Origin of the sequence: Sedimentimonas flavescens (assembly GCF_025154035.1) — a bacterium.
GTDB classification, from domain to species: domain Bacteria; phylum Pseudomonadota; class Alphaproteobacteria; order Rhodobacterales; family Rhodobacteraceae; genus Rhodobacter; species Rhodobacter flavescens.
In genome coordinates this window covers 169666-193293 of record NZ_JAOALJ010000002.1, presented here as the reverse complement: position 1 = coordinate 193293, position 23628 = coordinate 169666, and the positions used below count along the sequence as shown (strand labels likewise).

Annotated in this window: 24 protein-coding genes and 1 other RNA gene; 21 read left to right on the top strand and 4 right to left on the bottom strand. The window is 65.3% G+C overall.

All coding sequences use genetic code 11. From position 1 onward, the window contains the following. Positions 1–3: 3 nt before the first annotated feature. Positions 4–1806 (bottom strand): pseudouridine synthase, encoded by a 1803-nt coding sequence (locus N3C64_RS04260; RefSeq protein WP_260012227.1) that lies wholly within the window; start codon positions 1804–1806, stop codon positions 4–6. Between the two features lie 123 nt (positions 1807–1929). On the opposite strand from N3C64_RS04260, the gene N3C64_RS04255 reads away from it, so the two are divergent. Beyond that, positions 1930–2379, top strand: coding sequence for a nucleoside deaminase (locus N3C64_RS04255; protein ID WP_218628554.1), 450 nt, complete (start codon positions 1930–1932; stop codon positions 2377–2379). A gap of 37 nt (positions 2380–2416) precedes the next feature. Here N3C64_RS04255 and N3C64_RS04250 read toward each other — a convergent pair whose 3' ends face one another. Beyond that, complete coding sequence (locus N3C64_RS04250) at positions 2417–3109, bottom strand: metal-dependent hydrolase (RefSeq protein ID WP_260012225.1); 693 nt, start codon at positions 3107–3109, stop codon at positions 2417–2419. A 111-nt stretch (positions 3110–3220) separates the two neighbouring features. Here N3C64_RS04250 and gatC point away from each other — a divergent pair, with 111 nt between their 5' ends. From gatC to N3C64_RS04200, 10 genes are all read left to right on the top strand, one after another. Next, positions 3221–3508: an Asp-tRNA(Asn)/Glu-tRNA(Gln) amidotransferase subunit GatC gene (gatC, locus tag N3C64_RS04245; RefSeq protein ID WP_218628552.1), complete on the top strand. Its 288-nt coding sequence runs from the start codon at positions 3221–3223 to the stop codon at positions 3506–3508. Next, positions 3505–4983, top strand: coding sequence for an Asp-tRNA(Asn)/Glu-tRNA(Gln) amidotransferase subunit GatA (gene gatA / locus N3C64_RS04240; protein ID WP_260012220.1), 1479 nt, complete (start codon positions 3505–3507; stop codon positions 4981–4983). Before gatC ends, gatA begins: the two co-directional genes overlap by 4 nt. Before the next feature lie 12 nt (positions 4984–4995). After that, a complete protein-coding gene (locus N3C64_RS04235) occupies positions 4996–5685 on the top strand; it encodes a hypothetical protein (protein WP_260012218.1) in 690 nt (229 codons plus the stop codon). Beyond that, the gene (locus tag N3C64_RS04230; protein ID WP_511268589.1) at positions 5649–6362 is read left to right on the top strand and encodes an N-acetylmuramoyl-L-alanine amidase; all 714 of its coding nucleotides are present in this window, start codon (positions 5649–5651) and stop codon (positions 6360–6362) included. The genes N3C64_RS04235 and N3C64_RS04230 overlap by 37 nt, the downstream gene beginning before the upstream one ends. Positions 6363–6402: 40 nt before the next feature. Next, positions 6403–6796: RNase P RNA component class A (gene rnpB, locus N3C64_RS04225), an RNA gene on the top strand. A gap of 109 nt (positions 6797–6905) precedes the next feature. Continuing rightward, the gene (locus tag N3C64_RS04220; RefSeq protein ID WP_218628549.1) at positions 6906–7616 is read left to right on the top strand and encodes a DUF533 domain-containing protein; all 711 of its coding nucleotides are present in this window, start codon (positions 6906–6908) and stop codon (positions 7614–7616) included. 117 nt (positions 7617–7733) lie between these two features. After that, positions 7734–7901, top strand: coding sequence for a 50S ribosomal protein L33 (gene rpmG, locus N3C64_RS04215; protein WP_011750518.1), 168 nt, complete (start codon positions 7734–7736; stop codon positions 7899–7901). A 120-nt stretch (positions 7902–8021) separates the two neighbouring features. After that, positions 8022–8252 (top strand): hypothetical protein, encoded by a 231-nt coding sequence (locus N3C64_RS04210; protein WP_260012211.1) that lies wholly within the window; start codon positions 8022–8024, stop codon positions 8250–8252. A 268-nt stretch (positions 8253–8520) separates the two neighbouring features. Continuing rightward, positions 8521–9510: an imelysin family protein gene (locus tag N3C64_RS04205; protein WP_260012210.1), complete on the top strand. Its 990-nt coding sequence runs from the start codon at positions 8521–8523 to the stop codon at positions 9508–9510. 18 nt (positions 9511–9528) lie between these two features. Beyond that, positions 9529–10599, top strand: a complete 1071-nt coding sequence (locus N3C64_RS04200; protein WP_260012209.1) for a DUF1513 domain-containing protein — start codon at positions 9529–9531, stop codon at positions 10597–10599. Positions 10600–10839: 240 nt separating this feature from the next. Here N3C64_RS04200 and N3C64_RS04195 read toward each other — a convergent pair whose 3' ends face one another. Further along, positions 10840–11790, bottom strand: a complete 951-nt coding sequence (locus N3C64_RS04195; protein WP_218628545.1) for an AraC-like ligand-binding domain-containing protein — start codon at positions 11788–11790, stop codon at positions 10840–10842. Positions 11791–12099: 309 nt separating this feature from the next. On the opposite strand from N3C64_RS04195, the gene capB reads away from it, so the two are divergent. The 5 genes from capB to N3C64_RS04170 all read left to right on the top strand — a co-directional run bounded on the left by capB (position 12100) and on the right by N3C64_RS04170 (position 18360). After that, positions 12100–13848, top strand: a complete 1749-nt coding sequence (gene capB, locus N3C64_RS04190) for a caprolactamase subunit beta (protein WP_260012207.1) — start codon at positions 12100–12102, stop codon at positions 13846–13848. 85 nt (positions 13849–13933) lie between these two features. Next, positions 13934–16057: a caprolactamase subunit alpha gene (capA, locus tag N3C64_RS04185; protein WP_260012205.1), complete on the top strand. Its 2124-nt coding sequence runs from the start codon at positions 13934–13936 to the stop codon at positions 16055–16057. Between the two features lie 398 nt (positions 16058–16455). After that, positions 16456–17220, top strand: coding sequence for an energy-coupling factor ABC transporter ATP-binding protein (locus N3C64_RS04180; protein ID WP_260012204.1), 765 nt, complete (start codon positions 16456–16458; stop codon positions 17218–17220). Continuing rightward, positions 17195–17812: an energy-coupling factor transporter transmembrane component T family protein gene (locus N3C64_RS04175; RefSeq protein WP_218628541.1), complete on the top strand. Its 618-nt coding sequence runs from the start codon at positions 17195–17197 to the stop codon at positions 17810–17812. The genes N3C64_RS04180 and N3C64_RS04175 overlap by 26 nt, the downstream gene beginning before the upstream one ends. Continuing rightward, positions 17812–18360, top strand: coding sequence for a biotin transporter BioY (locus N3C64_RS04170; protein WP_218628540.1), 549 nt, complete (start codon positions 17812–17814; stop codon positions 18358–18360). The genes N3C64_RS04175 and N3C64_RS04170 overlap by 1 nt, the downstream gene beginning before the upstream one ends. A gap of 17 nt (positions 18361–18377) precedes the next feature. Here the strand turns inward: N3C64_RS04170 and N3C64_RS04165 are convergent, their stop codons facing one another. Next, positions 18378–19286 carry a LysR family transcriptional regulator gene (locus N3C64_RS04165; RefSeq protein WP_260012203.1) on the bottom strand — a complete coding sequence of 303 codons (909 nt, stop codon included), beginning with the start codon at positions 19284–19286 and terminating at the stop codon, positions 18378–18380. 116 nt (positions 19287–19402) lie between these two features. Here N3C64_RS04165 and N3C64_RS04160 point away from each other — a divergent pair, with 116 nt between their 5' ends. The 5 genes from N3C64_RS04160 to N3C64_RS04140 are packed head-to-tail and all read left to right on the top strand — an operon-like array spanning position 19403 to position 23603. After that, positions 19403–20128 carry a LamB/YcsF family protein gene (locus N3C64_RS04160; RefSeq protein ID WP_260012202.1) on the top strand — a complete coding sequence of 242 codons (726 nt, stop codon included), beginning with the start codon at positions 19403–19405 and terminating at the stop codon, positions 20126–20128. 20 nt (positions 20129–20148) lie between these two features. Beyond that, the gene (locus N3C64_RS04155) at positions 20149–20382 is read left to right on the top strand and encodes an acetyl-CoA carboxylase (RefSeq protein WP_260012201.1); all 234 of its coding nucleotides are present in this window, start codon (positions 20149–20151) and stop codon (positions 20380–20382) included. Continuing rightward, the gene (locus N3C64_RS04150) at positions 20379–21755 is read left to right on the top strand and encodes an acetyl-CoA carboxylase biotin carboxylase subunit (protein WP_260013077.1); all 1377 of its coding nucleotides are present in this window, start codon (positions 20379–20381) and stop codon (positions 21753–21755) included. Before N3C64_RS04155 ends, N3C64_RS04150 begins: the two co-directional genes overlap by 4 nt. Before the next feature lie 11 nt (positions 21756–21766). Continuing rightward, on the top strand, positions 21767–22642 hold the full coding sequence (locus N3C64_RS04145; RefSeq protein ID WP_218628536.1) for a 5-oxoprolinase subunit B family protein: 876 nt from the start codon (positions 21767–21769) through the stop codon (positions 22640–22642). Next, positions 22632–23603, top strand: coding sequence for a 5-oxoprolinase subunit C family protein (locus N3C64_RS04140; protein ID WP_260012199.1), 972 nt, complete (start codon positions 22632–22634; stop codon positions 23601–23603). Before N3C64_RS04145 ends, N3C64_RS04140 begins: the two co-directional genes overlap by 11 nt. Positions 23604–23628 lie beyond the last annotated feature (25 nt).

Genomic DNA, 23628 nt, shown 5'->3' with positions numbered 1-23628 from the left:
GTCTTAATCGCGCTTCGGGCCGCGCGGGCCTTTGGACTGCGGGCGGCCAGCACCCGCGCCATGCGACTTGAAGCCCGCGGCGCGCGGCTTGCCTGCGCCGCCATGGCTCTTGAAGCCCTGCGACTTGAACCCGCCGGGCTTGCCGTCATCGCGGTCACGCTTGGCGGCGAAGGGGCGATCCCCACGGGGTTTGTCACCCCACGGCTTGTCCGACTGCGGGCGATCCCCACGGGGTTTATCACCCCAAGGCTTGTCCGACTGCGGGCGGTCGCCACGCGGCTTGTCGCCCCAGGGCTTGTCCGAGCGCGGACGATCCCCACGAGGCTTATCGCCCCAGGGCTTGTCCGACTGCGGGCGGTCGCCACGCGGCTTGTCACCCCAGGGTTTGTCCGAGCGCGGGCGGTCGCCACGCGGCTTGTCGCCCCAAGGCTTGTCCGAGCGCGGACGATCCCCACGGGGTTTATCACCCCAAGGCTTGTCCGACTGCGGGCGGTCGCCACGGGGCTTATCGCCCCAAGGTTTGTCCGAGCGCGGACGATCCCCACGGGGTTTATCACCCCAAGGCTTGTCCGACTGCGGGCGGTCGCCACGCGGCTTATCACCCCAGGGTTTGTCCGACTGCGGACGGTCCCCACGGGGCTTGTCACCCCAGGGTTTGTCCGACTGCGGACGGTCCCCACGGGGCTTGTCACCCCAGGGTTTGTCCGAACGCGGGCGGTCGCCATAGCTGCGCTTGGCGCCTTCGCCAGCGGCGTCGTCGCGGTGCGAGCGGAAGCCCTCGGCGCGCGGCTTGCTACCGGCCTTGGACCAGCGCGGCTTACGCTCGGCGCCATCGCCCATCGGACGCGCGCTGCGCTCGGGCCGGTCGCCCGATCCGGCGAAATCGCGCTGGCGGCCAAAGCCCTTGCGCGGGGCCTCATCCTCGCCGCGTGCGGGGCGCGAACGGGGGGCGGTGCGGCCTTCCTTGGCCTCGTTGGCACGGGCAAAGCGGGCCTCACGCGCGGCGCGGCCCGCCTCTTCACGCTCGGTCATCGACTTGCGGCCATCCTCGACGCCCAAGAGCAGCCGGTCGCCCATCTGGTCGCGCAGCACCTTGCGCTTGATCTCGACGACTTCGCCGGGCTGCATTTCGTTGAGGCGGAAGGGGCCGTAGCTGACACGGATCAGGCGGTTCACGGTCAGGCCGATCTCGGTCATGGCGCGGCGGATCTCGCGGTTCTTGCCCTCGCGCAGGCCCACGGTCAGCCAGGCGTTGGCGCCCTGCTGACGGTCCAGCGTGATCTCCATCGGCATGAAATCCTCGCCGTCGATGGTGATGCCTTCGCGCAGCGGGCGGAAGGCGTCATCGGTCGGGCGGCCGTTCACGCGCACACGGTATTTGCGCAGCCAGCCGGTTTCGGGCAGCTCGAGGCGACGCTTGAGCCCGCCGTCATTGGTCAGAAGCAGCAGGCCCTCGGAGTTGAGGTCGAGACGGCCGACGTTCAGCACGCGCGGCATGCCCTCGGGCATCTCGTCGAAAATCGTGCGGCGGCCCTGTTCGTCCTTCTCGGTCGTCACAAGGCCAAGCGGCTTGTAATAGAGCCACACGCGGGTTTCCTGCGGCGCGTCAATCGGCTTGCCGTCGATGGCCACCTTGTCTTTCGGGGAAACGTCCAGCGCGGGGGAGGTGACGGGCTTGCCGTTTACGGTCACGCGGCCTGCCAGGATCATCTTCTCGGCGTCACGGCGCGAGGCCACGCCGGAGCGGGCAATCACCTTTGCAATGCGTTCGGGGGTATTCGCCGGAGTGGCGGGCGTGTCGGTCATCGATGTCGTCCTTCTAAGGGAATGGGCGCGCGGAGGTCTCGGGCGCAAGCCGCCCCTCTAACCGATCCCTTGGCGCTTGGGAAGCGCCTTGCGCGGGGGCGCGATCATATGCATGTGTTCGGCATGGAGTTCATATCGCATATGCATCTGGCGCTGGAGGAGGCGCGCGCCGCCGCCGGTCGCGGCGAGGTGCCGGTGGGCGCCGTGGTGATCTCGCCCGCGGGTGAGGTCGTCGGGCGTGCCGGGAACCGCACGCGCGAGCTGTCGGACCCCACAGCCCATGCCGAGATCCTCGCGATGCGCATGGCCTGCGCGGCGGCAGGGTCGGAGCGTTTGCCGGGGCACGACCTTTACGTCACGCTTGAACCTTGCCCGATGTGCGCCTCGGCGATCTCACAGGCCCGGATCGCGCGGCTTTACTATGGCGCGGCCGATCCCAAGTCGGGCGGCGTGGCACAGGGGCCGCGCGTCTTTGCGCATCCGCAATGCCACCACGTCCCCGAGGTCTATGACGGCATCGGCGCGTCCGAAGCTGAACGGATGCTCAAGGACTTCTTCGCCGCGCGGCGCTGATCCCTTACGCGATTCGCAGCAAGGCAGTCCCTTTTGGCTAGAGGATGATCGCTCGCATCACCTGCGGCTCGATCACCTGAACGCCCGGCAGGCCCGCCGTCAGTGCATCGGCAGATTGTTCGAGCAGCGGGAAAGTGCGGTAATGGCACGGGATCACCGTCTTAAAGTCGAAGTATTTCCTCGCGGCCCATGCGGCGGCCTTCATGTCCATGGTGAAATGCCCACCCGTGCAGAGAATGCCGATGTCGGGTGCGTGATACTCGCCCATCCAGCCCATATCGGCCATGATCGTGGTATCGCCGCTGACATAGATCGTGTGGCCCTCGCCCGCGATCATGTAGCCCGCCTCGCCCCCCGCATAGAGCGGCCCGTTCGGCCCGCCGACCGAGGAGGAATGCGCCGCCGGCACCATGGTGACCTTCGCGCCGCCCAGATCGACCGTGCCGCCTTTGTTGAAGCCCACGCCCGCGATGCCCTTCGTCTCTTGCCACCAGGACACGAGATCATAGATCCCGACGACCGGGATATTCAGCTCTTTCGCGATGGCCAGCGTGTCGCCCGAATGGTCGCCATGGCCATGCGTCAGCAGTACATGGGTTGCGCCCGCGATAGCCTCGGCGCGCTTTTCGGCGGGAAAGACCGGGTTCCCGCTCAGCCACGGGTCGATCAGGATGACCGCGTTTTCGATTTCCAGCCGGAAGCCGGAATGGCCGAGCCAAGTGAGTTTCATCGCATCCTCCGCTGTTTTGCCCCAGATAGGCGTCGCAGCCGTGCCCGGCAAGCGCGCTTGAAAGCCGGGGCCATGGGCGCTAAACCCGGCCCAAGACAATCGGAGACCCCTATGTCCATTGACATCGACACCGCCCGCAAGGTGGCGCATCTGGCGCGCATTGCCGTGGCCGAAGAGGATCTGCCCAAACTCGCCGGGCAGCTGAGTGGCATTCTGACCTTCATGGAGCAGCTCAACGAAGTTGACGTGGAGGGGATCGAACCGATGACCTCGGTGACGCCGATGCGTCTCAAGCGCCGCGAGGACGTGGTGACCGACGGCGGCTATCAGGACAAGATCCTTAAGAACGCTCCCGATGCCCGCGAGGGCTTCTTTGCCGTGCCGAAGGTGGTCGAATGAGCCTGAATAAACTGACGATCGCCGATGCCCGCGACGCGCTGCGCAAGGGCGATGTGACCTCGGTCGAGATCACCGAAAGCTGCCTTGCGGCCATCGAAGGCGCGGGCGTCCTGAACGCCTATTGCGCCAAGACCCCCGAGATCGCGCTGGATCAGGCCAAGGCCGCCGATGCGCGCATCAAGGCCGGCGACGCGCCCGCGATGTGCGGCATCCCGCTGGGGATCAAGGATCTGTTCTGCACCAAGGGCGTGGCCTCGCAGGCGGCCTCGAACATCCTCAAGGGGTTCAAGCCCGAGTATGAATCGACCGTCACGCAGAACCTGTGGGATGCGGGCGCGGTCATGCTGGGTAAGCTCAGCATGGACGAATTCGCCATGGGTTCGTCGAACGAGACAGCCTGCTACGGCCCGGTCGTGAACCCTTGGAAGGTCGATGATCGCAAGCTGACACCCGGCGGCTCCTCGGGCGGTTCCGCAGCGGCGGTTGCGGCGGATCTGTGCCTTGCGGCGACGGGCACCGATACCGGCGGCTCGATCCGTCAGCCCGCGGCCTTCACCGGCATCGTCGGTATCAAGCCGACCTACGGGCGTGTGTCGCGTTGGGGTGTGGTGGCCTTTGCCTCCTCGCTCGATCAGGCCGGTCCGATGACCAAATCGGTGCGCGACGCGGCGATTATGCTTGAGGCGATGGCCTCGGTCGATGCCAAGGATTCGACCTCGGCCGATATTCCGGTGCCGAATTTCGAAGCGGCGCTGACCGGCGACATTCGCGGCAAGAAGATCGGCATTCCGCGCGAATACCGCATGGACGGCATGCCCGCCGAGATCGCCAAGATCTGGGAAGATGGCAGCGCCATGCTGCGCGATGCGGGCGCCGAGATCGTCGACATCTCGCTGCCGCATACCAAATACGCGCTGCCCGCGTATTACGTGATCGCGCCGGCGGAAGCCTCGTCGAACCTCGCGCGTTATGATGGCGTGCGCTACGGTCATCGCGCCAAGCTGGGGGCGGGCGACGGCATCGTCGAGATGTATGAAAAAACCCGCGCCGAGGGCTTCGGCCCCGAGGTGCAGCGCCGCATCATGATCGGCACCTATGTCCTCTCGGCGGGCTTCTACGACGCCTATTACAACCGCGCCCGCAAGGTGCGCGCCCTGATCAAGCGCGACTTCGAGATCGCCTTCGCCGACGGGATCGACGCGATCCTGACGCCCGCGACGCCGTCGTCGGCCTTCGGTCTGGGTGAGATGAAGGATGCCGATCCGGTCGAGATGTATCTCAACGACGTGTTTACCGTGACGGTGAACCTGGCGGGTCTGCCTGGCATCTCGGTTCCGGCGGGGCTCGATTCCAAGGGCCTGCCGCTGGGTCTGCAACTGATCGGCCGGCCCTGGGCCGAGGGCGATCTGCTCAATCATGCCTATGTGCTTGAGAAGGCGGTCGGCTTCGCGGCCAAGCCCGACAAGTGGTGGTAACGGAGTAAGCCGATGAAAATCCTCGTTCTTGCCTTGCCTGCGCTGGCGCTGATGGCGTGCACTCCGACCGGGCCCGGCACGACCGGGGTCGGCTTTGGCGATTACGGGGAGTATCTGGCGCGGCGCGAGGCCGAACTGGTGGGGCAGCGTCAGGCGGCCATTCCCGCGCCGCAGATCGCGCCTGCGCAGCCGGTTGTGACCGCGGCTGCTCCGGTGCCCGCTCCGGCGAACAACGGCTATGGCTCGGCGCCGCTTTCGGCGCTGGTGCCGAGCGCGATCCAGCCCGGCGCTGCTGTACCCTCCGCAGCCGTCGCGACGAATGCTGCGGGTGCTGACCAATCCCTCGGGCAAGAGGCGCTGGCGACGCTGGCCGCGACCTCGCCGACCCCGGTGCAGCCTGCCGTGCCCGTGGCGCCCGCCGCCCCGGTGCCCGCGCCCGTGGTGCAGGGCTCGGCCGGTCCGAACCTTGCGGCCTATGCGCTGTCGGCAACGAACGGGATGGGCCAGCAGATCTACGAGCGCGGCGGCTTCCACCTGACTGATTCCGGCAAGGCCTGCGCCAAGTATATCTCGCCGGATCTGGCGCAGATGGCGTTCCTTGAGAAGGGCGGGCCGCGGAAGGATTCGCTCAACCTCGATCCCGATGGTGACGGCTTTGCCTGCGGATGGGACCCGCGCCCGTTCCAGGCCGCGCGCCAGTGACGCTGCCCTCGCCCAATTTCGGCGAGCGTAGGGGCGGTTTGCGCCCGGAACTGATCGTGATCCATTACACCGCCATGCGTAGCTGCGCCGAGGCGCGGGCGCGCCTGTGCGATCCGGTGGCCGAGGTCTCGGCCCATTGGCTGATCGCCGAGGATGGCCGGGCCGAGCAACTGGTGGATGAGGCTGCGCGGGCCTGGCATGCGGGTGCCGGGGCCTGGCGCGGGCAGGGGGATGTGAACTCCCGGTCGATCGGGATCGAACTGGCGAATACCGGGGATGCGCCTTTCCCCGAGCCGCAGATGGCCGCGCTTGAGGCCCTCTTGCCCGGGATCATGGCGCGCTGGAGCATTGGCCCCGAGGGCGTGATCGCCCATTCCGACATGGCGCCCGACCGCAAGGCCGATCCGGGGCCGCGCTTCGACTGGCGCAGGCTGGCGTTGCAAGGGCTGGCGGTCTGGCCCGAGGCAGGGCCGCAGCTGCCGCCCGACGCTCAGGTCTTCACGGCGCTGGCGCAGGCCTTCGGTTACCCCGATGTGCCGCCCTCGCAGCTCTTGCAGGCCTTCCGGCTGCGCTTCCGGCCGCGCCATGACGGGCCGCTCGATGGCGCCGATATGGCGATGGTCGCGGCGCTGGCGGCGCTCTATGGCGATGACGGCGATCAGTGGCGTGCCTGCTAGCGATTGACGCGAAGGCCGTCCGGGCCTATCTGGGCTGCGCGCGGATGGCTGGATGACCGCGGCTGCCCATAGCTCCGCGTTTCGCGGATAGCTGGGGGGTCGAGGAAAGTCCGGACTCCATGAAGCGGCGGTGCCGGGTAACGCCCGGCGGGGGAAACCCTAGGGAAAGCGCCACAGAGAAGAGACCGCCCTGCTTGCAGGGTAAGGGTGAAACGGTGGGGTAAGAGCCCACCGCGGGACGGGTAACCGGACCGGCACGGCAAGCCCCACCGGGAGCAACGCCGAATAGGGACCACGCGCCGTTCGCGGCAGGGGAGCTTCGCCCCGAGTGGTCCGGGTTGGCGGCTAGATCCTGCGGGCAACCGCAGGGCCAGAGGAATGGTCATCCAGGGGGCAACCCCGGACAAAATCCGGCTTACAGGCCATCCGCGCAAATTCTTCCCTCTGCATTTCGCGGCCATTCGTCCCTGTGGCGAAAAAACCTTTGGTAGAATGGGTCTTTGGCCGCACTATTCGCGAACCTGAACAACCGGGGGTGTTAGGATGAGTTTCGTGAAGACGCTGGCCACGCTGGCCGTTGGGTTCGCCGCGGCGCGCGGGGTCGACAAGTTCCGCAAGATCGGTGGCATGGAAGGCGTGAAAGAGGCGATGCGCGGTGCCGCCGAGCCGGGCGGCATGGCCGACCAGATGGGCGATTTCGCCGAGAAGATGGGCGTTCCGGGCGGCAAGGAAGCCGTGCGCGACATGGTGGCCAAGTTCGGCTCGCAGGCGGTTGCCGCGACCGAGGCGACCGAGGCGGGGCTGGGCAACCTGATGTCGGCGATGACCGGGGCCGCGACTGCGGGTGCCAAGGGGCTTGGCGACATGATCGGGGCTGTGTCGGCGGCCTCACCGGGCAGCGCGGTCATGGAAGAGCAGGCCAAGCTGATGATCCGCGCGATGATCCAGGCGGCCAAAGCCGATGGAGAGATCGACCGTGACGAGCGCGCCAAGATCATGGATCACCTGTCGGATGCCTCGGACGAAGAGATCGCCTTTGTCGCGGCGGAACTCGATGCGCCGATCGATGTCGCGGGGCTGGCGGCGGCTGCGGGCGAAAGTGCCAAGGCGCAGGTCTATTCGGCCGCGCTGATGGCTATTTCGGTCGATACCGATGCCGAGAGACAATATCTGGCGAATCTGGCTGCGGCGATGGGTTTGGAGGCCTCCAAGGTTCTGGAAATCCACAAGGCGATGGGCAAACCGACGCACTGAGCCGCGATAAATTCGGCGAAGGCGCGCTTTGGAGGTTGACTCTGAAACGCGCCTCGCTAAAAGGCGGGCTTCAAAGGAATTCAGCGGGCTACAGTGCCCGGCTCTAGGAGAACGACAATGGCGAAGCCGACGACGATCAAGATCCGTCTGAACTCGACGGCGGGCACCGGGCACTTCTACGTGACCAAGAAGAATGCCCGCACCATGACCGAAAAAATGACCGTGAACAAATACGATCCGGTCGTTCGCAAGCACGTCGAATACAAGGAAGGCAAGATCAAGTAAGATCTTCCTGACCTTGGGTCTAAAAGGCCGCACCTTCGGGTGCGGCCTTTTCCTTTTGCGCGGCAGACGAAGATCAGATCTTAAGCTCTGACGAAGCTAGTGGGTTTTCTCCGGTGTCCCGTGGCACTGCCTGAGCGGGAACGCGCGATGAAAAATGCCGCGCGGACCTTGGCGGCTTTGATCGCGCTGAGCGGCCCGGTCTTCGCCGAAGACCCTGAAGCCCGTGCTGTGCTGGATACCCCTGCCGATCTGGTGCGGGCAGGCTCTGCCGGCTGCCTCGCGACCGCGCAGGCCCTCTCAGCAGCCCAAGGCATTCCGATTCGGCGATGCCATCGCGAATTCCTGCTCTGAGGCGGGATATGAACGGGGCAGCCGTATCGGGCCCGTCTCTGTCCGATCAGGTGAAGGCCGCCGACCCGGCCGGAGATGAAAATCTGCGCGCCGCTCTGGGGCATCGCTGAAGGCCGGGGGCCCGGTCAGCGACCAGCATAACGGGCGCGCGCGATCGTTACCGGAGGCCGTCCCGTGGCATGGTGGCGAAGCCCGGCCTGCCCGTGATAGGGTCGCGCGGATGGCGCCCGATACGCGCCGCCCTGATCCGCTACCTGGAGAGTCTCTGATGCGTTTGCCCGCTGTTGCCGCCCTTCTGGCCCTTGCGTCCCCCGCCGTGGCCGATGTGCCGGAAGCGATCGGCAAGCATGTCCTGCCGGGCTATGCCGCCTTTACCAAGGCAACGGCCGATCTGGCCGTCGCTGCGCAAGAGGACTGCACGGCCGAGGGGCTGCGCGATGAATGGAACGCCGCCTTCGACGCTTGGCTGACGGTCGCGCATCTGCGCATGGGTCCCGCAGAGGAGCAGGGCCGCGCCCTGGCCATCGCCTATTGGCCCGACCCCAAGGATATCGGCGGGCGTCAGCTTGAGGCGATGCTGACCAAGGCCGATCCCGCCCTGCTGACGCCCGAAGGCATGGCACAGGCCTCGGTCGCCGCGCGCGGGCTGTTCGGGCTGGAGCGCCTGATTTATGGCGAAGGCGCGCAAATAAGCGATGCTTATGTCTGTGATCTTCGCAAGGCGCTGGCGCAGGATCTGGCCGCGATGGCTGCGACGACCGAGGCGGGCTGGACGGGCGGTTACGCCGATCTGGTGCTAAGCGCCGGGGCCGAGGGCAACGCGACCTTCCTGACCGCCTCCGAAGGGCGGCAGGCGCTGTTCACCCAGTTGATCACCGGGCTTGAGTTCGACGCCGACACGCGCATTGGGCGCCCGCTTGGCACCTTCGACAAGCCCCGCCCGGAACGGGCCGAGGCGCTGGCCTCGGGCCGCAGTCTGCGCAATGTGACCCTGTCGCTGACCGCGCTGCGGGCGCTGGCCGAGGCGCTTGCGCAGGGGCTGGGTGAGATCCCGCAGACCGAGGCCGCGTTTGACCGCGCGCTCGATCTTGCAGGCAAGCTCGATGACCCGACTTTTGCGGGCGTTGCCGATCCGTCGGGGCGGCTCAAGGTTGAGATCCTGCAACAGGCCATCCAGGCCACGCGCACCGCCGCCGAGGCCGAGATTGGCGCGCTTCTTGGCGTGTCTGTGGGGTTCAACTCGGCCGATGGCGACTGACAACAAAGGACTACCCCAATGAAACGCCGTGCTTTCCTCGCCTCGTTTGCCGCTGCGGCGGCGCTGCCGCGTGCAAGCTGGGCCGATGCGGGCAGCCCGGCCTATCTGGCCGCAGCGAAAGAGGTCAGCGGGGACTATTCGCTCAGCGGGATTTCGCGGGCGGGTGAGCGGCTTTTTTCGCTGCCCCTGCCATCGCGGGGCCATGCGGCGACGGCGCATCCGACGCGCCCCGAGGCTGTGGCCTTCGCGCGGCGTCCGGGCACTTTCGCGCTGGTGATCGACTGCGCCACCGGCGTCACGACCGCGCGCCTGACCCCGCCCGAGGGACGCCAGTTCAACGGCCACGGCGCTTATTCGGCGGATGGCGCGACGCTTTATACCTCGGAAGTGGTGGCCGAAGGCTCGGAGGGGCGGATCGGCCTGTGGGACGCCGCGCGCGGTTATCAAAGGATCGGAGAGTTCGCCTCGAACGGGATCGGCCCGCATGAGATCCGCCGCCTGCCGGGTTCGGACGATCTGGTGGTGGCCAATGGCGGCATCCAGACCGACCCGTCGGACCGCACGCCGCTGAACCTCGACACGATGCGCCCGAACCTGAGCTACCTGAGCCCCGAGGGCGCGGTGCTTGAGGTCGTGGACCTGCCCGAGCTTTGGCAGAACTCGATCCGCCATCTCGCGCTGCGCTCGGACGGGCAGGTGGCCTTTGCGATGCAATGGCAGGGCGATCTGGCCGAGCCGGTGCCGCTGCTGGGGCTGCACCGTCGGGGCGGGGATGTGACTCTGGCCGAGCCGGTTGAGGCAGAGATGTTCGCGATGAAGGGCTATGCCGGTTCCGTCGCCTATACGCAGGATGGCCAGCAGGTGGCGATTACCTCGCCCAAGGGCGGGCGGATTCAGGCGTTCTCGGCCACGGGCGTGCCGCTCTGGTCGCTGGCGCGGGCGGATGTTTGCGGGCTCGGCCCCTGCGCCGAGGGGGGATTTGTCGCGACCGACGGGCAGGGCCTTGTGGCGCGGGTCATCGACGGACGGCTGGAGCCGCTGTCGAGTGCGCGTGTCTCCTGGGATAACCATCTCGTCGCGCTTGGCTGACAAAGGGGCTTAGGCCGCTTTTGTCTGGCGAGGTCACGTGCCCCCGGTTGCGCGTCTCCGCCCCATTTCAAACCACGGGCCGGAGGCCTCGGCGCAGAAAACAATGCCCATCCAATAGGCGCAGCGCTGCAAACTCGCGCCTGCGTCTGATATGGTCGAGGAAACCACAGTCACCGTTCAGCGCCCCTCCGTTCGCGCGGGAGCCTGCATGATCTCCCATCGCTGCGAATGGGGCGCGCCTCAGGCCTTGCGCGCGTTGCGGCGCCATTCCGAGGGGGTCTGTCCGAACATTGCCCGGAACAGCCGCGAAAACTGAGCCTGATCGGAGAAACCGAAGCGATAGGCGATCTCGGCCATCGGAAGGTGCAGCGAGGAGCCGATCATGTCGCGCGCCGCGATCAGGCGCTCATCCCGGATGAATTGCGAGACGGTCTTGTTGGTGTCGCTGAACAGCTCGTGCAGGTAGCGCTTCGAGATCCCACAGGCATCGGCCACCAGATCGGGCGCAAGGTTCGGATCCGAGAGGTTCTGACGGATGATTTGCTCGGCGCGGCGCAGGTGGCCCGCGCGGACGGCGCTGCGCACGCCTTCGTCGCGGTCAATCTGATCGTCAAGCGCAAGCGCCAGCACCTCGATCAACTGACGCCCGAGGATATCTGCGGCCCGCGCCTCGGTCGCTGGCAGAGCCTGCAACTGCGCCATCATCTGCGTGAAAAGCGCCGGAAGCCCCTTGCTGGCATCGATGACCCGCGCGCAAAGCCGGTCCGGGTCGCGCAGCTTTTCCGACAGGGCGCGCTTGGAGATCTTGAGCACGGCGAGTTCGTTCGGCGCGCCATAGGAAAAGCGATAGGGTTCGTCTCCGCGTTCAAGGATGAAGCCGCCCGGATCGCAGCGCACCTCGCGGCCAAGCTGGCGGAATTCGACCGGGCTGAGGCGCGGCACGGTGATCAGATATTCCTCGTCATGGGCGTAAGAGATGTGATTGGGGCGGCGTTCATATTGCAGCGGCTCGGTCACCAGACGCGACAGGGATACATTGCCCATCTGCCGCTTTTCCAGCAGCCCGCTGAAGGAACCGGCATCGCGAAAGGTCAGATGCAGAGGAAAATAGGTTTCTGCGATCACGCGGTTCCAATGCGCGGATCGTTGGGCCGGTTCAATCCTGGCCGTGCTATGTGCCGTCAGTTCCATGCGCTTTCTCCCTCAGCGCCTGTAGAATCGCTAGCCCTGGGCACCCAGCATATCAAGAAAATTGCGTGACGGATTTGCCCCAGTGCGCGGATTGCCAAGGTTTCATGCGCGCAGGGGCAAATCGGCCTGATCGACTGCGCGGAATTGCAAATCATCCCGCACGGCGCTGCAAGATCGCGGCGCGGTTTCCCCGCAAGCTGATCGTCATGTTGAGAGGCCGGAAAGCGGCCCGGTGAACAGGGAGACTAACGACAGCGCCGTTTTGGCGCCCCTGTCGTCGTGGCGGCTTCCCAAACGGGGAGAATGCAAATGCCTAAACGTAATGTGGACCCGATCACCCTTTCGGTGGTGCGGGGCGTGCTGGAAACCACGCAGCGCGAAATGACGCTGACCCTTGAGCAGACGGCGCGCTCGTCGGTGTTCAACCTGGCGCATGACTATTCGACGGCGCTGTTCAACCACACGCCCGAGATGATCCTGCAAGGGCAGGACATTCCGATCCACCTCGGCTCGCTGATCCCGGCGATGAAATCGGTGGCCAAGTTCTTCGATGGCGAGATCAACGAGGGCGACCTGATCCTGCACAACGATCCGGCCTATGGCGGCAGCCATATCATCGACACCTGCATGTATATGCCCGTCTTCTACGAGGGCGAACTGGTGTTCTGGACCGTCTGCAAGGGCCACCTGACCGATATCGGCGGCCCGGTGCCCGCAGGCTACAACCCCAATGCGACCGAGATTTTCGCCGAAGGTCTGCGCATTCCGCCGGTCAAGCTGTGGGACAAGGGCAAGCCGCGCCACGACGTGATGAACCTGCTGCTGACGAATATGCGTGCCCGCCGTGACCAGGAGGGCGACTTCAACGCGCTGATCGGCGCCTGCCAGGTGGGCGCGCGTAACCTCAAGGGGTTGATGGACAAATACGGCAAGGATGTCGTGCAGGATTGCATTGCCGAGCTGCTCGACATGGCCGAGGCGCATATGCGCAAGCTGATCTCGGAGGTGCCTGACGGCACCTATACCGGTACTGCGATCCTTGAAGACGCGGGCCACGGTTTTGGCGATTTCGAGATCAAGGCAACCGTCACCATCACCGGCGACAGCTGCCATATCGAGATCGCGAGCCCGCCGCAGATCCCCTATTTCATCAACAGCTACGAGGGGAACAGCCACTCGGGCGTCTATCTCGGGTTGATGATGTTCGCGCAGCTGCCGCCGCCCTATAACGAGGGGCTATACCGCTGCGTCAGTACCGACATGGGGCCGAAGGGCACGCTGTGCAACGCCAAGTCGCCCGCGCCGCATATGAACTGCACCACGACGCCAATGGAGACCCTGACCGACGCCGTGCGCCTTGCCTTCGAGCAGGCCGCGCCCGCCAAGGTCTCGGCCAGCTGGGGCCATGCCAACGGCTGCAACATCGCGGGTTGGGACAACCGGCACGACGAGGAATACGTGACCATGGTGCTGGCCTCGATCATCTCGGGGGCAGGGGCCACGGCCAGCCAGGACGGCTGGCACGCCTGCGGACCCGAGTGCTGCTTCGGCGCGCTGACCTCTGGCGATATCGAGATGCTCGAACACAGCTACCCGATCATCATCCATCGCTACTCGCTGATGGAGGACTCGGGTGGGGCGGGCAAGAACCGGGGCGGCTCGGGCACCTGCTGGGAGGTTGAACCCCTCGACAGTCCGATGACGCTGATCACCTTCGGCGAGGGCCGCCGCATTCCCGCGATGGGCGCGGCCGGGGCGAAATCGGCGATGGTGCAGCCCAAGGTCGGGAGGCTTGAGGTCACCCGCAACGGCGAGACGCAGATCATCACCGAGAACGTCATCGAGACGATCAAACCCGGTGAGCGTGCAGCCAACAAGAACCCCGGCGGCGGCGGCTACGGCAACCCCTTCGAGCGCGATATCCAGAAGGTGGTCGAGGACGTGCGCAACGGTCTCGTCAGCCTTGAGGGCGCCCGGCAAGACTATGGCGTGGTCATCACCGATAGCGAGACGCTGAGCGTCGATGCCGAGGCTACCGCCAAGCTGCGCGCCGCGTGATCCGTTCATCTGACTGAAATCACCGGGCTTTCCGGGGAGGTGCGACGCCCCCCGAATGACCCCGGACATCCGAAAGGAGCAACCCATGCAGAACCAGTATCGTCTTGGCATCGACGCCGGCGGCACCTTCACCGACTTCATCCTGGCCGATCGCAAGGGCGGTGTGCGCATCTTCAAGGTGCTCTCGACCCCGACCGACCCGACGATGGCCATCCGCAATGGCCTGAAGCTGATCGAGGAAGAAACGGGCCTGTCGCCCGAGACCATCGTGTCGAACTCGGATCTGTGCATCAACGGCACCACCGTGGGCCTGAATGCGCTGATCACGCATAACGGTGCCAAGACCGGCCTGATCGCCACGAAGGGCCATGAGGACAGCATCGAGATCCGTTTGGGCCACAAGGAAGACGGCTACCGCTACGACCCGGAGTATCCGCCCGCGACCATGCTGGTGCCGCGCTACCTGCGCCGCGGTGTGTCCGAGCGCGTGCTCTCGAACGGCACCGTCCACACCGCCCTGAACGAGGAGGAGGTGCGCGAGGCCTGCCGCCATTTCCTGCGCGAGGGCGTCGAGTCGGTCTCGATCTCCTTCGTCTGGTCGGTCCTGCACCCCGAGCACGAGTTGCGCGCCGGCGAGATCGTGCGCGAGATGATGCCCGATGTGCGCCTGACCATCGGCAGCCAGCTTTACCCGCAGGTGCGCGAATACACCCGCACCTCGACCGCCATCGTGAACGCCTACCTTGCGCCGATCCTGCAACGCTATGTCGAGGCCGTGGACGCCTATTTCCAGTCGCTCGGGGCGCGTCACCCGGTGCGCTACTTCCAATCGAACGGCGGTCTTGCCCTTGGCAAGGTGGTCACCGACCAGTCGGTCTACGCGATCAACTCGGGTCCGGCCTCGGCGCCGCAGGCTGCGCTTTGGTTGGGCGAACCCTGGGCGATGAAGGACATCATCACCGTGGACATGGGCGGCACCTCGTTCGACATCACGCTGACGCGCGACGGACGGGCCAACGTGTCGAAGAACATCGACTTCCTGCGTTACCGCATCGGCATTCCGATGATCCAGGTTGAAACGCTTGGCGCGGGTGGCGGTTCGATCGGCTGGATCGACAGCATGGGCCTGATGCAGATGGGGCCGCAGTCGGCGGGCTCCGAACCCGGCCCGGCCTGCTACGATCAGGGCGGCGAGCGGCCCACGACGACCGACGCGAACCTGATCCTTGGCTATCTCAACCCCGATGGTCTGGTCGGTGGGCGTCTGCCGCTGAACGTCGAGAAGGCGCGCAAGGCGATCAAGACGCATCTGGCCGACCCGCTTGGCATCAGTGTCGAGAAAGCGGCGTTTGGCATGTTTACCATCGTCAACAACAACATGGTCAACGCCATCCGCCGCGTCTCGGTCGAGCGTGGCTACGACCCGCGCGACTTCGTGCTGAACTGCGCGGGGGGGGCGACGGCGGCGCATATCACCGCGCTGGCGCGTGAGATGGGTATCCGCAAGGTGCTGATTTCCAAGCTCGCCTCGGGGCTGTGCGCCTTCGGCCAGATCATCTCGGACGTGAAATACAACTACATGGCCCCCGCGCCGGTGCGTCTTGAGGGCGCCGAGGCGGCCGCGCGCCTTGACGGGCTGTTCAACCAGCTGGAATCGCGCGGCACCGAGGACCTGAAGTCCGACGGCTTCACCGATGACAACATCTCGGTGCGTCGCAGCCTTGATATGCGCTACGTCGGGCAGGTCCATGAATGTACCGTCGATGTCGAGCCCTTCGAGGTCACCGAGGCGGCGCTGGCACGCCTCAAGGCCGCGTTCCACGCCCGCCACGAAGAGCTTTACACCTATTCCGAGCCGCAAAGCGCGGTCGAGGTGGTGAACGTCGAAAGCGCGATCACCGGCGCCGTGGACAAGCCGGGCCGGATGGAGATCGCACCGGGCAAGGGCGCGCATGCCGCCCTCAAGGGCACGCGCGAGATGATCTTCAATGCCGAGGGCATCGCGCATGACACACCGGTCTATGACGGCGCGCTGCTGGGCGCGGGCGATCGCATCACCGGCCCCGCCGTCATCCAGGAGGTCACGACCACCATCGTGATCGAGCCGGGCTGGCTGGCGGAGCTTGATGCCTCGGGCGTCTATCTGCTCTCGCAGCATGAGGCCCATGTCGCGCGCGTTCTGGCAGATGCCGTGACCGAGGACGCGTGAGACGTCGCTTGAGCTGGAAAACATGGGGGTCGCCATTGGCGGCCCCCAACTCTTTTCCGAAGGGTGCTCCTGGCAGCGTCACGCATTGGTGGCGGTAGGCCCGTTGGTGTTTCGTTTTGCCGATCACCGCAGCCCGTCAGACTAAGCCGGATGATCCTGCACAGGCCGCGCCACCTGCTTGTCAGTCAGCCAGAAAGCCAATTTCTCAGGCATCCGTTCAAGCGCGTAAGTCTTGAGGGCAAAACGACCGCATGCCAATTAATTGGGGCAGACCCTAGCCTCGACAGAGGAAACCTTCTAAGCGGGGAGTTCTGTAGCAATGCCTCGTCACGGGGTGACCATGTGGAAACGGAGTCTGGCCTGTCATGGAGCGGGAGCCCTATGGAACGGGACCAGAGATGAAGCCTGATCTAAGCACCGCTGGCCGGGATCTGCCGCGTTCTTCCGCGCGGCTGGAGATCACCGAGGCGAGCCTGCAGCTTGACGCGCGGCTTGTTCTGGAGCGGATCAATCTGGATCTGTCGTTTCGGCGCTTAGGCATTGTCGGGCGCAACGGCTCGGGCAAGTCGACCCTGCTGCGGCTTGTGGCGGGGTTGGTTGCCCCCTCCGCCGGTCAGTGCCGCTTGAATGGCGCCGATGTCCTGTCCGATCGTCGCGCGGCATTGCGTGAGGTCGGCATCCTGTTTCAGAACCCCGATCATCAGATCATCTTTCCGACCGTTCTGGAGGAGATCGTTTTTGGTCTGAGACAACTCGGGCGCAGCAAGCGCGCAGCGCAGGACGAGGCCCGCGCGACCCTTGCGCGGTTCGGGAAATCTGACTGGGCCGATGTTTTCGTATCGACCCTTTCGCAAGGGCAAAAACACCTTGTCTGCCTGATGTCGGTCGTCGCGATGGCGCCGCGAACGCTGCTGCTGGACGAACCCTTCGCCGGGCTGGACATTCCGACAAAGGCCCAGCTGACCCGCTATCTTGGGCTGTTTCAGGGGGCCGTCATCCATGTCTCGCACGACCCGGCGGATCTGGCAGGTTATGAAACGGTCCTGTGGCTTGAAAAGGGGCGCATCGCGGCCCTGGGCGACGGGGCTGCGGTTCTGGGGGGCTATCTAGACGAGATGGCGCGGCAGGGAGAGGGCGATGATATCTCTCACCTCGCCGGTTAGAGTTGCGGCTCATGGATGGCCAGCGGCCCTCAAGCTGGGGCTGTTGTCGCTGGTGACACTGGGGCTGGCCTCGACGGCACAGTTATGGGTGCAATGTGCGGCGCTTCTCGTGATGTTGGGCTTGTACGCGGCGCCGGGCTGGCTCTTCTTCACGGTCGGGTTGCGCCGGCTGATCATCCTTTGGCCCTTTGTTCTAGGGGTGATGGCCTGGCACATCTATATCGAGGACAGCCTTCAGGGGTTGGTCATCGTAATACGGCTGGTTACGGTGGTCGGCGCAGCGAACCTTGTGACGATGACCACCCGGCTGAGCGACATCATGCAGGTCGCCGGTGCCTGCACGAAGCCCTTCGCACGGCTTGGGTTGAACCCTCGGCTGCTTGAGATCTGCGTGATGCTGGTGGTGCGTACGATCCCGGTGCTGGCGCAGAAGGGGCGGGAGTTGACACAAAGCTGGGCGGCGCGCTCCCACCGCAGGGCGCATTGGCGGATCGTTCTGCCGCTTGTCGCCGTGGCGCTCGATGATGCAGAATACGTAGCCGAGGCGCTCCGCGCGCGCGGCGGGCTTTTGGCGCCTCAGGAGGAAGACTGATGGAAAGAACTCTCGCCCATGTGGCGCTGTTTGCGGCTCTGATTGCCGCGTTGGGTATGATACCGACGATCACCTTGGGGTTTGGCGTTCCGATCACGGCGCAAAGCCTGGGGATCATGCTGTGCGGAACGGTGTTGGGGGCGCGGCGCGGGGCGCTGGCGGTGTTGCTTTTCCTGTTGCTGGTGGCGCTCGGGCTGCCCCTGCTGTCGGGCGGACGCGGCGGGCTTGGCGTCTTTGTGGGGCCGACCGCCGGGTTCCTGGTCGGTTGGGTCGCGGCGGCTTACGTGACCGGTTGGATCGTCGAGAAATGGCGGGCCGCGCCGTTGGCGCTGGTCGCGATGATCGCATCCGTCATAGGCGGTATCGTCGTGCTTTACGCCTTCGGGATCGTCGGCATGTCCATCGTGCTGCAAAAGAGCCTGACCGAAGCCGCCGTGCTGGTCGTGGCCTTCATTCCGGGTGATGTCGCCAAGGCTATCGTCGCCGGTCTGTTGACCACCTCACTCGCGCGGGTGCGTCCCAGAAGCATTCTCTCTCGCACATCCTGAGCCTGTCGGGCGCAGGCTCATTCCCCCCCGCCTCCGGTGGCCATGGTCATGAAGCTTCGAAAGACCTCGGCTACCGGTTTGAGGGGCTCTGCGCGCGACCATGCCAGGCCGACATCCATGCTGGGGACCTCATCCGAAAGGGTGCGGACCTCCAGCCGTCGCCCCTCGAGCGACCACGGGCGATAGACCATGTCGGACAAGATCGTGACGCCCATTCCGCCTGCCACCATCGAGCGCACGGCCTCCACCGACGAGGTCGAAAAGATCACGTTCGGCACGACGCCGGCATGGTCCCAGTAGCGGCCCGCAGTCTGCTTTGCCTCGTCGACGGTCAGCATCACATAGGGCTCGCGCGCGACGTCTTGCAGGCTGATCTGCTTGGCATCGCACAGGCGGTGATCGGTCGGCAACCAAAGACGCCGCTGCGAGCTGAGCAGTGTCTCATGCGCAATCTCGGCTGAATTGGCAATGTTCGAGACCAGCATGACGGCGATGTCATACTCGCCTTCCAGAAGCCCGCTTTCGATCCGGTCGCGCGCCACCTCGTGCATCTCAAGGGTGATGAGGGGATAGTTGCTGCGAAAGCGGGCATAATAGCGCGGCATGTAGTAGCCCGCGACGGTGTAGGTCGTCGCCACCCTCAGCGTGCCACTTTCCTTCCGCTCGGTGCCAAGCGGGCTGCGCACGGCGTCGTCGACCGCCGCCATGATCGTCCGGGCGTGATTCAAGAAACGCGCACCTTCGATCGTCAGGGTGACGCCACTATGGCCGCGCTCGAACAGTCGGACGCCCAGTTGGTTCTCCAAAGATTGCACAGCAGAAGTCACGGATGACTGGGAAATGTTCATTTCCATAGCGGCGTGGCTGACCTGCCCGGTTTCGGCGGCCGCGACGAAATAGCGAATTTGTTTTAAAGTCAGTGACATGGTTGGCCTGCCGAGAAGTATCGATTTTTCAGATATTAATATTCAATAAATAGAACTATTCAAGTCACCCATCTTCGGCTCACCCTTGAGGGCAGGGATAAACGGAGATGAGTTGAATGCGGGCGAGCTTGAACTGCGACATGGGAGAGGGATTCGGCCTCTATCGGATGGGGGACGATCAGGGCATGATTCCGCTGATCGATGTGGCCAATGTCGCATGCGGTTTTCATGGCTCCGACCCCGACCACATGCGCGCCACCGTGCGTCTGGCCAAGGCGCATGGCGTCAAGGTCGGGGCGCATCCGTCCTTGCCGGACCTGCAGGGTTTCGGGCGGCGCGAGATGAAGATGGGCCGCGAGGAACTGGCGAACTGCATGCTCTATCAGGTGGGCGCGCTTGTCGGTTTTCTGCGCGCCGAGGGCATGGTCCTCAACCACATCAAGCCGCATGGGAGCCTCTATGGCATGGCCGCGCGTCAGGAAGAGGTGGCCCATGCCGTCTGCGACGTCGCCGATATCTACGGCGTGCCGCTGTTTGGCATGATTGGCACGCTGCATGAGCGCATCTACGCCGAGCGCGGGCACAAGTTCGTCGCAGAATATTACTGCGATCTGGATTACGCGCCCGGCGGCGCGCTGATCGTCACGCGCGAGCACGAAGCCAAGGACCCCGAAGAGATGGCGGCGCGCTGCCTGCGTGCCATTCGCGAAGGGCAGGGGACGGCGAACGACGGTTCGACCTTCCCGACGCGCTGCGAGACCATCTGCGTGCACTCCGACACGCCCAATGCCATCGACATCGCCCGCGCCGTGCGCGCCGCGGTGTCGGAAGAAACCGTTTGATCACGAAAGGAGCGCCAAGAATGGCCCAGATCCTGTCCCCGCTTCCCGGCACCTTCTACCGCACGCCGGCACCGGACAAGCCGCCTTACAAGGCCGATGGCGATACGGTCGCCGTGGGCGATGTGATCGGCCTCATCGAGGTGATGAAATCCTACATCGAGGTCACCTCGGACGTCGCGGGCACCAACATCCGCTTCAGCGTCGATAACGAAGAGCCGGTGATGGCTGGCACCCCTCTGGCGGATCTCGACTGATGCTCAAGAAACTTCTGGTCGCGAACCGAGGCGAGATCGCCGTGCGGATCATCCGTGCAGCCCGTGACCTCGGGATTGCGACGGTGGCGGTGCATTCGGCTGCCGATACCGACGCCCTGCATGTCCAGCTTGCCGACGAGGCGGTCAATATCGGGCCGCCCGCGGCCAAGAAATCCTACCTGAACATGGCTGCGATCCTTGCGGCGGCGGAGGCGACCGGGGCGGATGCGATCCATCCCGGCTACGGGTTCCTCGCCGAGAATGCCGAATTCGCCGATGCCGTTGCGGCGGCGGGGTTGGTGTTTGTCGGGCCCTCGGGTGACGCGATCCGGCTGATGGGCGACAAGGTGTCGGCGCGCTCGGCGGCCCATGCCGCAGGCGTGCCGGTGGTTCCGGGCTCGAGCGGCCGTGTGGCAGGGATCGAAGAGGCCCGCCACATCCTGATCGACACGGGCTTTCCGGTAATGATTAAGGCTGCGGCAGGCGGCGGCGGGCGCGGCATTCGCATCGCCAACAACCTCGCGGAATTCGAGCAGGCCTTTCCGCAGGCCGAGGCTGAGGCGCTGTCTGCCTTTGGCGATGGCGGGCTTTACATGGAGAAGGTGATCGGCCGCGCGCGCCATATCGAGGTGCAGGTGCTCGGTGACGGCACCGATGCCATTCACCTGTTCGAGCGCGAATGCTCGCTGCAGCGCCGCCGCCAGAAGGTCTGGGAAGAGGCGCCTTCGGCGGCGCTCACCGAGGGGCTGCGCGATCGGCTCTGCTCCTCGGCGGTCGCCTTGGCGCGTGCGGTCAGCTATTCGGGCGCGGGTACGGTCGAATACCTGTACGACGATGCGGCCGACCAGTTCTACTTCATTGAGATGAACACCCGTATCCAGGTCGAGCATCCGGTGACCGAGATGATCACCGGGGTGGACCTGGTGGCCGAAGGCCTGCGGATCGCCGGCGGCGAGGCGTTGCGTCTGAAGCAGCGCGACATCGTCCCGCGCGGCCATGCAATCGAGGTGCGCATCAACGCCGAGGACCCGGCGCGCGATTTCGCGCCCTTCCCGGGCAAGGTCGGCGATCTGCGCCTGCCCGGCGGCCCCGGCGTGCGGTTCGATTCCATGCTTTTCCAAGGCTATCAGGTTCCGCCTTTCTATGACTCGCTGCTGGCGAAGCTCGTCGTTCACGCCGAGACCCGCGAGGCTGCGATCACGCGCCTTACCCGCGCGCTGACGGAGCTTTCGATCGAGGGGATGAAGACCACCAAGCCGCTGTTTCTTGCGCTGGCTGCCGACGAGACGGTGCGCGCGGGCGCGGTGCATACCCGCTGGCTTGAGGGCTGGCTTTCCGAAAACGCGGACCGTCTGAACGACGCGCAAGGCTGAAAGGATAAGGGATGGCGATACGTTTCTCTCATGGCGGCGACGAGCATATCTTCGGCGAGGTTTCCGAATCCATGTCGCTCGAGTCGTTCTTCACGGGGCTTTCGATGATCAACGCGGTGCGCGCGGCGCAGATCCCCGGCGTGATCGAGACCTGCCCCGCGAACGCAAGCTTTCAGGTCAAGTTCGACCCCGACAAGATTAGCCCCACCGACATGCTTAGGGAGCTGAGAAGCTTTGAGGAGCAGGCGGCGAAATCGGACCAGACGCTGGCCACGCGGATCATCGAACTGCCGGTCTACTACCAGGACCCCTGGACACATGAGACCGAGATGCGTTTCCGCGAGCGGCATCAGGATCCGAATTCCACCGATCTGGAATACTCCGCGCGCGTCAATGGCTATGCGACAATCGAGGAGTTCATTGCGGCCCATGCCGGAACGCCCTGGTTCGTGTCGATGGTGGGCTTCGTTGCGGGGCTGCCGTTCCTCTACCAGCTTGTTGAACAGAAAAAGCAGATCCAGGCGCCGAAATACCTGCGCCCGCGGACCGACACGCCGAAACTGACCGTCGGCCATGGCGGCTGCTTCGCCGCGATCTATTCGGTGCGCGGCGCGGGCGGCTATCAGATGTATGGCGTAACGCCCGCCCCGATCTACGACCCGAGCCAAAAGGTGCGCTATCTCTCGGAGGAGATGTGCCTCTTCAAGCCGGGGGACATCGTCAAGTTCCGCCCCCAGACGCGTGATGAATACGATGCCACGCTTGAGGCGATCGAGGCAAACGAGTGGGAGCCGACGATCCGTTCGTGCGACTTCAGCCTGACCGAGTTCAACCGCGACATGGCCGGCGCCAATGCCCGTCTGATGGAGGCCCTCAATGGCAATTAAGGTAATCACCCCCGGGCTTTCGACCACGGTGCAGGACCTCGGACGGCCGGGCTATTATCACCTCGGCTTCCCCGAAGGCGGCGGTATGGATCGCTTCGCGACGATGGTCGCCAACCTTCTCGTGGGCAACCCCGAGGGCGCGGCCCTGCTCGAGGCGACCTTCATGGGACCGGAACTGGAATTCACCGCTCCGGCGGTGATCGCCATCACCGGCGGCGAGTTGCCGCCCAAGCTGAACGGTGTCGAGCAGTCGACCTGGGAGAGCTTTGCGGTCAAGGCGGGCGACCGGCTGAGCTTCGGTTTCCTCAAGGGCGGCGCGCGGGCCTATATCGCGGTGTCGGGCGGGATCGACGTGCCGGTCGTGCTCGGCTCGCGCTCCACCTATGTTCTGGGGGCGCTTGGCGGTTATCAGGGCCGCGCGATCAAGGCGGGCGACGAACTGCCGGTGGGGCAGGGGGCAGGCACGCCCGGTCGCAGCCTGCCAGTCGCGCTGCGCCGCCCCGAGGCGACCGAAATCGAGCTTCGGATGCTGCCCGGCCTTTACTGGCACCGGATCACCGAGGCGGCGGGTGCGCGCTTCTTCGAGGATGTCTGGAAGGTCGCGCCCGAGGCCGACCGGATCGGCTATCGCTTCCGCGGCGGCCATCCACTCGAATTCGTCGAGCGCGAGCAGCCCTTCGGCGCAGGCTCGGACCCGTCGAACATCGTCGACGCGTGCTATCCCTATGGCTCGATCCAGGTGCCCTCGGGAACCGAACCGATCGTGCTACACCGCGATGCGGTCTCGGGTGGCGGCTACATGATGCTCGGTGCCGTTATCTCGGCCGATATGGATGTGATCGCCCAGCTTCAGCCGCACCGTCCCGCTCAGTTCGTGCCGGTCACGCTGGATCAGGCGCTGGTCGCGCGGGCCGACAATGGCGCGCTTTTCGCCGCGGCGCGGGCGCATCTGGCGGGCTGAGGCCCCCATTTGCCCCGGTCCGGGC

Coding starts and splice junctions, on each gene's coding strand:
- N3C64_RS04260 (WP_260012227.1), bottom strand. CDS start 1,806: ATGACCGACACGCCCGCCACTCCGGCGAATACCCCCGAACGCATTGCA.
- N3C64_RS04255 (WP_218628554.1), top strand. CDS start 1,930: ATGGAGTTCATATCGCATATGCATCTGGCGCTGGAGGAGGCGCGCGCC.
- N3C64_RS04250 (WP_260012225.1), bottom strand. CDS start 3,109: ATGAAACTCACTTGGCTCGGCCATTCCGGCTTCCGGCTGGAAATCGAA.
- gatC (WP_218628552.1), top strand. CDS start 3,221: ATGTCCATTGACATCGACACCGCCCGCAAGGTGGCGCATCTGGCGCGC.
- gatA (WP_260012220.1), top strand. CDS start 3,505: ATGAGCCTGAATAAACTGACGATCGCCGATGCCCGCGACGCGCTGCGC.
- N3C64_RS04235 (WP_260012218.1), top strand. CDS start 4,996: ATGAAAATCCTCGTTCTTGCCTTGCCTGCGCTGGCGCTGATGGCGTGC.
- N3C64_RS04230 (WP_511268589.1), top strand. CDS start 5,649: ATGGGACCCGCGCCCGTTCCAGGCCGCGCGCCAGTGACGCTGCCCTCG.
- N3C64_RS04220 (WP_218628549.1), top strand. CDS start 6,906: ATGAGTTTCGTGAAGACGCTGGCCACGCTGGCCGTTGGGTTCGCCGCG.
- rpmG (WP_011750518.1), top strand. CDS start 7,734: ATGGCGAAGCCGACGACGATCAAGATCCGTCTGAACTCGACGGCGGGC.
- N3C64_RS04205 (WP_260012210.1), top strand. CDS start 8,521: ATGCGTTTGCCCGCTGTTGCCGCCCTTCTGGCCCTTGCGTCCCCCGCC.
- N3C64_RS04200 (WP_260012209.1), top strand. CDS start 9,529: ATGAAACGCCGTGCTTTCCTCGCCTCGTTTGCCGCTGCGGCGGCGCTG.
- N3C64_RS04195 (WP_218628545.1), bottom strand. CDS start 11,790: ATGGAACTGACGGCACATAGCACGGCCAGGATTGAACCGGCCCAACGA.
- capB (WP_260012207.1), top strand. CDS start 12,100: ATGCCTAAACGTAATGTGGACCCGATCACCCTTTCGGTGGTGCGGGGC.
- capA (WP_260012205.1), top strand. CDS start 13,934: ATGCAGAACCAGTATCGTCTTGGCATCGACGCCGGCGGCACCTTCACC.
- N3C64_RS04180 (WP_260012204.1), top strand. CDS start 16,456: ATGAAGCCTGATCTAAGCACCGCTGGCCGGGATCTGCCGCGTTCTTCC.
- N3C64_RS04175 (WP_218628541.1), top strand. CDS start 17,195: ATGATATCTCTCACCTCGCCGGTTAGAGTTGCGGCTCATGGATGGCCA.
- N3C64_RS04170 (WP_218628540.1), top strand. CDS start 17,812: ATGGAAAGAACTCTCGCCCATGTGGCGCTGTTTGCGGCTCTGATTGCC.
- N3C64_RS04165 (WP_260012203.1), bottom strand. CDS start 19,286: ATGTCACTGACTTTAAAACAAATTCGCTATTTCGTCGCGGCCGCCGAA.
- N3C64_RS04160 (WP_260012202.1), top strand. CDS start 19,403: ATGCGGGCGAGCTTGAACTGCGACATGGGAGAGGGATTCGGCCTCTAT.
- N3C64_RS04155 (WP_260012201.1), top strand. CDS start 20,149: ATGGCCCAGATCCTGTCCCCGCTTCCCGGCACCTTCTACCGCACGCCG.
- N3C64_RS04145 (WP_218628536.1), top strand. CDS start 21,767: ATGGCGATACGTTTCTCTCATGGCGGCGACGAGCATATCTTCGGCGAG.
- N3C64_RS04140 (WP_260012199.1), top strand. CDS start 22,632: ATGGCAATTAAGGTAATCACCCCCGGGCTTTCGACCACGGTGCAGGAC.